The 11203-nt window shown below is 66.2% G+C and carries 7 protein-coding genes; 6 read left to right on the plus strand and 1 reads right to left on the minus strand.

Annotation, left to right across the window (positions count from 1 at the left end; translation table 11 throughout):
- Positions 1–36 precede the first annotated feature (36 nt).
- A complete protein-coding gene (locus tag ACAH41_RS06165) occupies positions 37–666 on the plus strand; it encodes a L,D-transpeptidase (RefSeq protein ID WP_325648620.1) in 630 nt (209 codons plus the stop codon).
- On the opposite strand, the gene ACAH41_RS06170 is transcribed toward ACAH41_RS06165, so the two are convergent.
- Complete coding sequence (locus ACAH41_RS06170; protein ID WP_325648618.1) at positions 667–2292, minus strand: hypothetical protein; 1626 nt, start codon at positions 2290–2292, stop codon at positions 667–669.
- A gap of 189 nt (positions 2293–2481) precedes the next feature.
- Between ACAH41_RS06170 and ACAH41_RS06175 the strand changes: the two genes are divergently transcribed.
- The 5 genes from ACAH41_RS06175 (at position 2482) to ACAH41_RS06195 (ending at position 10827) form a co-directional block, all read left to right on the plus strand.
- Positions 2482–4749, plus strand: a complete 2268-nt coding sequence (locus tag ACAH41_RS06175) for a winged helix-turn-helix domain-containing protein (protein WP_325648616.1) — start codon at positions 2482–2484, stop codon at positions 4747–4749.
- 622 nt (positions 4750–5371) lie between these two features.
- Positions 5372–6280 (plus strand): sulfotransferase, encoded by a 909-nt coding sequence (locus ACAH41_RS06180; RefSeq protein WP_325648612.1) that lies wholly within the window; start codon positions 5372–5374, stop codon positions 6278–6280.
- Between the two features lie 33 nt (positions 6281–6313).
- Positions 6314–6730: a hypothetical protein gene (locus tag ACAH41_RS06185; RefSeq protein ID WP_141289691.1), complete on the plus strand. Its 417-nt coding sequence runs from the start codon at positions 6314–6316 to the stop codon at positions 6728–6730.
- Between the two features lie 83 nt (positions 6731–6813).
- Complete coding sequence (locus ACAH41_RS06190; RefSeq protein WP_325648610.1) at positions 6814–8307, plus strand: efflux transporter outer membrane subunit; 1494 nt, start codon at positions 6814–6816, stop codon at positions 8305–8307.
- Positions 8308–8325: 18 nt separating this feature from the next.
- Positions 8326–10827, plus strand: coding sequence for an efflux RND transporter periplasmic adaptor subunit (locus tag ACAH41_RS06195; protein ID WP_325648609.1), 2502 nt, complete (start codon positions 8326–8328; stop codon positions 10825–10827).
- The last annotated feature ends 376 nt before the right edge of the window (positions 10828–11203 follow it).

Consider the following 11203-nt stretch of genomic DNA (forward strand, 5'->3'; position numbering starts at 1 on the left):
CTGTGTGTTGCGTCTGGCGTCCAAGCCAGCGTGTCCGTGGCCACGCCCGGTCCCGCGCCGTCTGCCGACGCCGCGGACAGCCCGGACGCCTCCGGCGCCAGCGCTGACCAGCAGCGGCTGGTGCGCTGGATTGCAGACACCGGCGACAACCATGGCCACCCGTTTGTGCTCGTTGACAAACAAGCTGCGAGCCTGCGTGTCTACCGCGCCGACGGCAGCCTGGCCGGGGCCACCACGGTGTTGTTGGGCCGCACCCGTGGTGACTTGACACAACCGGGGGTTGGCGAGCGCACGCAGACCGGCCATCTGCTGCCCGAAGACCTGACCACGCCGGCCGGCCGTTTCGAATCCGCGCCCGGCCGCAATCGCGTGGGCGAAGACGTGGTCTGGGTCGACCATGCCGCTGCGCTGGCCATTCACCGCCTGCGCCCCGGCGCTTCGCAAGCTGAGCGGCTGCGCCGGCTTGCATCGGTCACGCCGGAAGACAACCGCGCCTCCGCAGGCTGCATGGTCGTGCCGGTGTCGTTTTACCTGAAAGTTGTCCAGCCTCTGCTGGGCCAACAGGACGGCGTGGTCTACATCCTGCCCGAGCGTGGCATGGGTGAAGGCACGCAGTGGGCCGACAACCTGTCGCCGACCCACCTGCCCGCTGTTGCGCTGAAGTGATCAGCGCTTGGCGCCGGGCACCGCTGGCGTGGGCGCCCGCTGCGCGCCGGTCGGCAGCGGCGGGCGTGGCACCACGATGACCCGGGTGACGCCATCGTCGCCGGTGCTCAGGGTGTAGTTGCCCAGCGAGAAATAGGCTTCGGCGTGCGCGATGTCGCTGGCCTGGGCAATGAACAGCCGCAGCCAGCCGGTCGAACCACCAGGCAGACCGGTCAAACCCAGCGCTTGTGTCACCACCTGGGTCTGTCCGGCCGGAAGGGTTACGGTGACCGGCAGGCCCAGTGCCTTGCCCTTCTTGCCAATGTCGTAAATCACGCTGCCGGCCTGTGACTCGCTTTGAAGCGCATTCAAGTACAGCCACAGCGAGACGGTCTGGTCCTGCGCCGTGGTGTTGCGCAGCGTGTAGGCCAGCTGGCAATCGCCCACCGGCGTGTCGCTGCAGCTCGCCACGTTGTCCAGGTCCACCACCACCTGCGGCATGGTCAGGGTCAGCGCGCTGGCGCTGGTGCTGGGGATGTCGAAGGTCTTGGAGAATTGCATGCCGTAGTGCGCATTGGCCAGCGCATGGATCTGGTAGCGGCCGGCTGCGAGCTTGGCCAGGTTCAGGTAGAACTTGCCATCGGCCGGTAGGGCCAGCCCGTCGCCCTCGATCCAGCGGCAGTATTCGTCGTCGGGCCGGTCGCAGCTCATCAGCCGGACCGAGGGCGCCAGTTCCAGCGGCAGCGCCGCGCCGGTGTCCGCCGCCAGCACCTGGCCGGACAGGAAGCTGAGCTTGGCGTCGGGCCGTGCGGCGGGTGTGCCGGCGGCGATCAGGCCCACGTGGCGCCGTGCACGCAAGGCGCGGGCTTGTTCGGCTGCGGCGGAGGTGGGGCGCAGCGTGCCGCTGCCCTCGGAGAACACGGTTGGCAGGCTTTCCCAGACCAGCGCCTGCTGCGGCAGGTCCTTGGGCGAGACGAGCAGCGAAATCGAGGCGTATGCGCCGCGCGGCAGTTGTTTGCCGACGTAGACTTTTTGCGTCAGCGTCTTCTGCTTGCCGGCGCCCAGGGTCAGCTGCACACGCTTGGTGTCGCCGTCGCCGTAGGTGTATTGCGACCAGCCGGCGGGCATGAAGGCGGTGGTGGAGTTGAGCACCCAGGCCTGCAACTGGCGGCTGGTGCTGCTGGTGTTGCGCAGCGTGTAGCTGACCGTGCAGAAGCCTTCGGCGTCCACCATGGTGCAGCTTTGCAACTGGCTGGCCTGCAGCGGCAGCAGGCCCAGCGGCATGTCCATGGTGTGGTCTTCGCTGCCGGTCACCGAGAACGGTGCCGAGTGGCTGTATTCGTGGTTCAGCGCGCTGCCCCAGAGCTGGTAGCGGCCGGGGCTGTCGAAGCTGCCGGCGGCAAAGCGGTAGCTGCCATCGGCCGCCGGTTCGGCGCCGGCCACGAACTCGGCGCACAGCGTGTCGCCGGGTGCGCCGCAGCGGTGCAGTTCGACGGACGGGTAGTCGTCGGCCACAAAGGGCTGCTGCGTGGCCGCGTCGAAAAGCCGGCCCCAGACGTCGGCATGCGCGGGCAGGGCGGCCAGGCCCAGCCAGGACAGGCACAGCGCCCATTTAGCGGGCGAGTGGAGGCAGCGGGAAAGGAACATCGGGACACTCCGGGAAAGATGGCGCAAAAGTGCTTGCAACGTGGCCTTGTGCCGCAATGCAGGGCTGTGCCGATTTGACGAGGCGACCTTGGCATCGACAATGCTCGCGCTGCCAAGCTTTTCTCGTATTTTTCTCACGAAAAGATTTTCCCTCGTGAAATCAAGCAGTTATGCGCCGGCTCCCGCGGCGTGCCCGGCACTGTGAACGCACCGGCCCCTGTTGAAGCGGCCGCCGCGGCCGTCCGTTTCTGGGCCATCGGCCGGTTTCGCCTCGACCTGGCAACCCGCAGCCTGAGCGCCGAGCTTGGTGCTGACGGGCTCGCGCTGAGCGAAAACCTGTCGGTCAAGACCGCAGCGGTATTGCAGCGCCTGGCCGAACGTGCTGGCGAGGTCGTGCCACGTGAGCGCCTGATCGCCGAAGTCTGGGAGGGCAACTCGTACACCGGTTCGCGCGCCTTGACGCAGGCCATCTGGCAGCTGCGCCGTGTGCTCGATGCGGCAGAAGCGGCCGGCGGCGAAAGCGCGATCAAGACGATCTCCAAAGCCGGCTACCAGCTGCTGCTGCCGGCCTCGCCCTGGGTTCCTGCACCTGGCGTGGCGCCTCCCGATGGGCCTGCGGACCCGCCGGCAGCCCCGTTGAACCAAACTGCGCCCGTGGCCCGCAAGCGCTGGCGCCGGGCAGCGATCTGGGGCCTGGCGCTGTTGCTGGCCTCGTGCTTGGGCATCGCCAGCCTGTGGCGAGCGCGCCCGGTGCTGGTGTCGACCACGACTGCGGTGCCGGCGCCGCCACTGCCGCTGACGATGCGGGATGGCATCGAGGAGTACCCGGCCTTCAGTGCCGACGGGCGCTGGATGGCCTACCTCTGGTCGCGCGCCGGCAGCCCGGCGCGGCTGCAGGTGATTGACCGGCATGCACCGGACGCGCCGCCGGTCGAGATACGCGACGAGGGCTACACGCTGGCGCGGCCGATGTGGTTGGGTCCGGACCGCCTGGCCTATGCCAGGGCGCGCGACGCGGCGGACTGCGAGGTGGTGGCCATCGACCTGGCGCAGCACGAACAGCCCGCCCGGCGGCTCGCCAGTTGTTTCTTCGAGCGCAACCAGGCGTTTGTCGATGCCTCGCCGGATGGCCAGTGGCTGGTGCTGGCCCGGCACCAGGGCGACGAGGCGGGCGTGGGCCTGGTGCTGCACCGGGTGGCCGACGGCCACGAGCGGCAGCTGACCCGTCCGGCTGGCGGGCTGGACGACGCCCAGATCAGCTTCTCTCGACACGGCGACCGGGTCGCCTTCATGCGCGGCACGGCCATCGTCGGCGACCTGCACGTGGTCGACATCCGGACCGGTGCCGAAACCCGGCTGACGCACGACCAGGCACCGGTGGGCGGCCTGACCTGGCTGTCGGACGACGCTGGCATCGTCTTCAACTCGGCCCGCGATGGCGCTTTTGCGACATGGCGCGTGGCGCCCACCGGCGGCGAGCCGACGCTGTTCGCCCGCGCCGACGCTGCCACCAACCTGGCCACACTGCCGGGCGAGCCGCAGGCGGTTGCCGCCAGCCTGCACCGCTTCTCCGACACCATCGAGCTGCGCTCGCTGGTCGACGGTCACCTGCTGTCGGCCATCGCGTCCAGCGGCCGCAACCTGTACGCCCAGGCCTGTCCGGACGCCGGGCGGGTGTTGTTCCTGTCGATGCGCAGCGGCCGAATTGCGTTGTGGACCGGCGACGGCCAGGGCCTGGCGGCGCGCCAGGTGGCACTGCCGCCCGGCACGCCGGACCCGCCAGGCTGCTCGGCCAGCGAGCCGCGATTCGCGACCAGCCTGCGTGCGCCCGGTGCGCAGCACGATGCGCTGGTCATCGGCCGGCTGGACCGCGACGAGCCGCTGCAGGTGCTGCCGCAGACGGGTGGCTACAACAGCGTCAGCTGGTCGCTGGATGGGCGCAGCCTGCTGGTGGCCAGCGACCGCGGTGGCGGCTGGGACCTGTGGCGTTTTGACCTGCAGCGCCACGACTTCCAGCGTCTGACCGATGACCGGGGCCACTTCGGCCGCGAGGTGCGCACCCGCAGCGGTCTTTGGCTCTATTACGCCCGGCTGGGCAAGCCGGGCCTTTGGCGGCGCCCTCTGGACGATGCTGGCCGCACCGGTGCACCTGCGCTTGTCACGGAAAGCCTGGGCTCGGAAGACTGGGCCAACTGGCAGTGGCATGACGGCGCGCTGTGGCTGGTGGAGCGCGGCCGCGAGCACGACCAGGTGGTGCAGCGGAACGAATTGGGCGCTGCGCCGCGGGTCGCTTTCACGTTGCCACCGGGTCAGCTTCGGCTGTACCGCTCGTTTGCGATCACGCCGCAGGGCGAGGTGGTGGCCAGCATGTCCGGCCCTCGCCAGGCCGACATCGTGCGGCTTGAGGGGCCTGCGCTGCCGCCTGCCTCTGGTCAAGCCACATCTGTGGGACGTTGACCGCATGTGCCGCCGCGGCCCTTTTCCAGATTGGTTGACCCCCTGCATTCGTGGGGTTCAAGCATATCTTTCGCATGAGCAGGCGTGCAAATTGCATAAGCCAACCCAGGTGAAAACCCGGTCTGAACGTCTATGGCCTCGTAGCACCCTGGCGCTGCTGACGGAGGATGGCGACGCGAGACCGATGTTGATTGCAGATGGCTTTGCTTCTAGGGGTTGCGTTGCTGGGGTGCCAAGAAGGTCCTCGGGCGAGGCACCAAGAGCGGGCATACTGCAATGGTCAACCCGACATCATGAGGCATTCCTGCCGGCCTTGCGCGGCAGCTCCGGGTATGTCCCATGAGCGTGCGCCGGGCTTGGGCTGGCAGGCATGGCGAAGGCTGTGCAGGCGGATGTGCAAGTGGCGGGAGAGTGTGGCTGGAGGGTCGTTACCTGACCTCCAGCGTGCCGTGTCGTCCTTCGGGCGGCCGGCGCAGGTAACGAACGGTTGAATACAGCGGGAGTTGAGGTCATGGTTTTGGACAAGGTGTACTTCCAGGTGGGCAGCGCTGGTGACGGCATGTGCCCCGCTGGCCGGGTCGTCGCCGAAGCGCGCGCGCCGTTCGCCTGACCGAGGCACGCCATGGCCGCCCCGTTGTTCCTGCTCGCCCCGCCGAGGTCGTACACGTCGCTGATGAACGCGATGATCGGCCAGCATCCCCAAACCTTCGGCCTGCCTGAGTTGTGCCTGTTCAACGTCGAGATGCTGATCCAGCTTTGGACGCGGACCAGCGACGAGATCGAGAACTTCTCCAAGACCCGCCAGGGCCTGCTGCGTGCCGTCGCCGAGATCTACGGCGGCGAGCAGACCACGGCCACCATCAAGATGGCCAACCACTGGTGCTTCGCGCGCCAGCACCGCAGCACGGCCGAGGTCTACCAGGAGCTGGTGCGCGACATCGATCCGCTGATCGCGGTGGAAAAGAGTCCGTCGTACACGATTTCGCTCAAGCGCATGCAGGCGATCTACCGGGCCTTCCCGGACGCCCGCTTCCTGCACCTGGTGCGGCACCCGGTGGCGACCTGCAAGTCCATCATGGCGCTCAACGACGGCGCGTTCGCGATGTACGTGAACTCGATCGACTTCCTGGAAGACCGCGCCATCGTCGACCCGCAGTTCGCCTGGCACGACCTGAACACCAACATCTTCAACTTCCTGCAGATGGTGCCGCCCGAGCAGCAGATCCGGGTGCGCGGCGAAGACATCATGCATGACCCGACCCACTTCCTGGGCGAGGTCTGCCGCTGGCTGGGCATCTGTGACGATGCCGAGGCGATCGACGCCATGATGCACCCGGAGCGCTCGCCCTTTGCCTGCTTCGGCCCCATCACCGCACTGTTCGGCAACGATCCCAACTTCCTCCGTGGCCCGGCCTTCCGCTCCCACAAGGTCAAGGTGCCGCCACTGGACAAGCCCTTGCCCTGGCGTCCCGATGGCAAGGGCCTGGACCCGCGCGTGATCGAGCTGGCGCATGAATTCGGCTACCGCTGACCGGCGGCGCCAGGACATGAGAAACAACCTCGCATGAGCGATCCAAACGAGCGTCCGCCGGGCAACCGGCCCAAGATCGGCCACATCGATGGCGATCCGGTGACCAGCCATCCGAAACTCGACACCTTGTCCGAGAACCAGCGCGCACTGCGGCTGGCGGTCATCAAGGAGTTCAAGGCCAAGAAGGTCAAGAAGTTCGTCGAGAAGCAGGTTCAGCACATCAACACGAACCAGCGCATCGCCGAAGGCATCAAGTTCCTCTTCGACGAGGAAGGGCGGCCGCCGCCCAACATGCCGATGGAGGACATCATCGCGGAGCGGCGCCACATCGAGTATGAGATCCGCTGGTTCGAGGCGATTCTTGAAGAGCTGCACAACCGACTGGTGCGCGTCAAGGAAATCGAGGACCACGCGCTCGACATGCTGGCCGACCGGTTCACCGAGGAATGAGCATGCACCGCAGCCATCCTCAACCGCATCTTGTGCAGAGCGCCCCGCCGGCAGACATGCCGCGCCGTGGCGAGGGAACGACCATGCGCCTACTTCCTGTCGCCGCCGCCGTGCTGGTGGCTGCCTTGTCCGGCTGCGCCGCCGTCGGCCCCGATTTCGAGCGCCCCACGGTGACCGAACCTGCCGGCTGGCGCACCACGCTGCCGGCCGCCAAGCCTGCCGCTGCGGCACCTGCCGCCGCGGCGCCTGTGGCAGCTGCCGACATGGCCAACCTGGCCTGGTGGAAGACCTTTGGTGACCCCAAGCTGGAAGCGCTGGTGCAGCTGGCGCTGGACAACAACAAGGACCTGAAGATTGCCGCCGGCCGTGTGCGTGAATACGCCGCCCGCCTGGACATCGCCAAGTCCCAGGAATTGCCCAGCGTCAGCGCCCGCGGCAGCTCCAACCGCGAGAAGATGAGCGAGGAGCGGCAGGTGCCGCTGTCCAACCGCACGCCGGTCAACAGCGCAGCCTACGAACTGCAGGCCCAGGTCAGCTGGGAGCTGGACATCTGGGGCCGGGTGCGCCGCACCAACGAAGCTTACCTGGCCGACCTCACGGCGATCGACGAAAACCGCCGTGCGCTGACGTTGACGGTGGTGGCCAATGTGGTTGCCAGCTATGTGCAACTGCTCGCATTGGACCAGCAGCTGGTGTTGCTGAAGCAGGAACTGGCCAGCCGCCAGGAGACGCTGCGCCTGACCGAGTCGCGCCAGGCCAAGGGCGGTTTCTCGATGCTGCCGGTGTTCCAGTCGCGCATGGTGATGGAAGAGACTGCGGCCTCGGTCCCGCCCAAGGAACGCGAGATTGCCGCGACCGAAAACGCGCTGTCCATCCTGCTGGGCGTCGAGCCTTCGGCGGTGGCGCGTGCGAGGGCGCTGAACGACCTGAAGGCGCCGCCGGTGCCGCAAGGCATTCCGTCGCAAGTGCTGGCGCAGCGGCCTGACGTGCGCATGGCCGAACAGAACCTGATCGCCGCCAACGCCCGCATCGGTGTGGCCAAGGCCGAATACTTCCCGGTGATTTCGCTGACCGGCCTGTTTGGCTATGCCAGCACCGACCTGTCCAAGCTGCTGACCGCACCGGCCAGTTTCGGCAGCGCCGGCACCCAGGTGCTGGCCAAGTTGTTCGATGGTGGTGCGCTGGACGCCAACGTGCGCCAGGCCGAAGCGGTGCAGGCCTTGCATGTCGAAGCCTACCGCAAGGCAGTGCAGAACGCCTTCTTCGAGGTCGAGGACGCGCTGCTGTTCTACCAGAAGACCCGCGAGCGCGCCGACGTGCTGACACGCCAGCTGAAGGCGGCGCAGGAAGGTGCGCGCTACGCCCGCAAGCGCTATGAAGGTGGCATGGGCACGGTCTTCGAGGCCCTGGAGGCCGAGCGCCAACTGACCTCGGCCGAGCGGCTGCAGGTCGATGTGCAACGCGACACGCAGCTCTCGCTGATCCAGGTCTACAAGGCCATGGGCGGTGGCTGGAAGGTGGCTGCACCGGACATCCTCGACAGCAATGCTGCAGTTGTCAGCAGCAGCACGAATTAACAGCAGAAAGATTCGGTCATGAGTGAGCAAACCAAGAAGGTGGCCTTGCCTGCCTACCTGCCGAAGCGGCTGGAGGCGTTCAAGATCTCCAAGGACGATCAGCCGAGCTACCTGCTGCGGGACAAGCTGCTGAACAAGGTCCACGACCTGGAGCCCTGGCAGTTCTTCCTGCTGGAGGTGCTGCCCGGCTGCGAGACCTATCCCAAGCTGCAATCGGTCTTCGAGGACCGGTTCGGCCGGCCGATCACGCAAAAGCAGATCGAGGAATTCTTCGCCAGCCTGGCCGACCGCCAGCTGCTGGACATGGAGAACCCGACGCACGAACTGCTGCAGCGTTTCCGCACCAAGGGCTACGACGTCAAGGACGGCACGGCGACGGTGAAGTCGCATGTGGCGAATGTGGCGGCCTCGCATGCCGAAGCAGCCTCTGTGGCCGCCGCAGCGGTAGCCTCTGCTGCCGGCCATGCCGCGCCGCCTGTGCCGCCGAAGGCGCCGGGTGCCGCAGCGGCCGCACCGGGGGGCGACCTGCCCGCCGGCGTCAACGATGCCGCTGGCTTCGATCCGCGCGCTACACGCTGGATGCTGAAGCTGTTCGATCCGCGGCCGATGCTGAAGCTGCTCGCGCCGGTGGTCGCGCCGCTGCGCTTCCTCGTCTACATCATGCCGCTGATGGCTCTCGCGGCGGTGTTGCTGTCGCTGGAATACAGCCACCTGATCCGCGAGGACCTGGCCAACCTGCACAACTACACCACGCTGTTCGAACACGTGCTGTTCAGCTTGTTCACGGTGAATCTCGCGGTGACGCTGACGCAGGCGTTCATCGCGCATGCCTACCGCGCCACGGTTGCGAAGTTCGGCATCTCGGTCTTCATGGGCTTCCTGCCGCGCTTCCTGAACGTTGTCACGCACACCGAGCAGATGACGCGCCGTGAGCGCATGTGGCTGAACGCCGGGCCTTTGCTGGTGCGCGTGTTCCTGTTCAGCCTGGGCATGCTGATCTGGTACAACACCCGCGACTCCGCGGGCACGGCGGCCAAGATCGGTCTGGCACTGGGCATCATCTGCGCGATCGACCTGGTGTTCGCCTCGGGCAACCCGCTGGTCAAGGGCAGCGGCTACCACTTGCTGTCGGCCTTCATGAACGAGCCGCGGCTGCGCGGCAAGTCGTACAAGACGCTGCTCAACCGCATGCGTGGCCAGACCTTCAAGGAATCTGATAACAGCGTGCTGGCGGCCTATGCACTGGCATCGACTGTCTACGCCTTTGTGCTGATCCTGATCTCGGCGATCATCGTCGGCGTGTACCTGCAGTCGGTGATGCTGGGCGGCACCGCGCTGTTCCTGGCCGCGCTGATGGCGATCTACCTGGGTCGTCGCTCGATCCGTCGCCTGCAGATGATCGAGGCCGCCTACGACCGCTCGGTGCAGTTCGACCGCTGGCGCAAGCGCACGCTGCCCGATGCGGTGGGTGAGGCCGAAGACACGCTGAAGCCGCGCAGCGCCTGGAGCCACTACGGCAAGATCGCTGCCGTCGTCACCTTGCTGCTGCTGTTGGTGATGCCGTATCCGTACGAGCCGGGTGGTCGCTTCCTGGTCTATCCGTTCCAGAAGCAGGTTATCACCTCCGACATCGGCGGCGTGATCCAGAAGGTCAACTTCGAAGGTGGCGAAAGCATCAAGAAGGGGGCCGTGCTGGCCACGCTGTCGACGCTGGACTACCAGTCCGAAGTCAGTGTCTACAACGCCCGCATCGCCGAGCAGCAGGCGGTTGTCGCCGACCTGAAGGCCCGGCCGAAGCCGGAAGAAGTGGAAGTGGCCTCGCGCCAGTTGCAGGTGGCTCAGGAGCATGAGCGCTTCACCAAGGACCGTGTGCCCCGCCTGGAGGCGATGTACAAGGACGGTACGGTGTCTTTCGAAGAGCTGGACTCCGCCCGTCGCGAATACCAGGTCGACGTTTCGCAGGTTGCCGAGAAGAAGGCATCGCTGGCCCTCGCCAAGACCGGTGCAACCAAGGACCAGATCGAAGCCGCTGTTGCCAAGCTGCAAAGCCTCAACGAAGAACGCGACATGTACCAGAGCAAGGTTGGCCGCGGTGAGCTGATCATGCCTTTCGATGGCAACCTGCTGACGCTGCACCTGCAGGATCGCACCAACAGCTACCTCGAGAAGGGGGCGCCATTTGCTTCGGTGGAGAACACCAATGACGTGACGGTTGAAGTTGAGGTGCCTGAAACCGACCTGGCGTTTGTCAAGGTCGGTACCAAGGTGCGCGTGCGCCCGGTGGCGTTCAGCGACCAGTTCTTCGATGGCGAGGTCATCACCATCGACCGCAATGTCACGCAGCAGTCGTTCGGGACGGTGGTGAAAGTGGTGGCCAAGGTCAAGAACCCGGATCAATCCCTGCGCACCGGCATGACCGGCTACGCGAAGATGGACGGCAACACCATGCCGGTATGGAAGGCGTTCTCGCTGGCGATCCAGCGCTTCCTGAACGTGCAGGTCTGGTCCTGGATCCCTTGATCAAGCCGGCGCGCGCCTTTTCGGCGCGCCTTGCCTGCCAGGCACTGTCCCTCTAACGCGCGACAGCACAACAGCCACCGTCCTTTGGACGGTGGCTTGTTTTTTTGTTAACGCAGGTTTCGCACTCGTTCCCAGGACATGCGTGAGAAAAGAGGAAATATTGGGTCTTTTTCGAGGATACGCACCATTCTGGGGACTTTGCGCGCGAAAATGCGCCGTAATCTGTCCGGTTGCTGGCATGGTGGTTGCAAAGTGCTTTATCAGCACATCTATGTGACTTTTCCCCCACGCATAAGTCGGCTTGAGTCGCCAACGTTCTTCAACGAGACAGGTTAGGGATAGTCGCTAGGTGGGCCTCCAAGTGACATTAGCGACA

The organism is Ideonella sp. (assembly GCF_041287625.1).
Lineage (GTDB): Bacteria > Pseudomonadota > Gammaproteobacteria > Burkholderiales > Burkholderiaceae_C > Ideonella.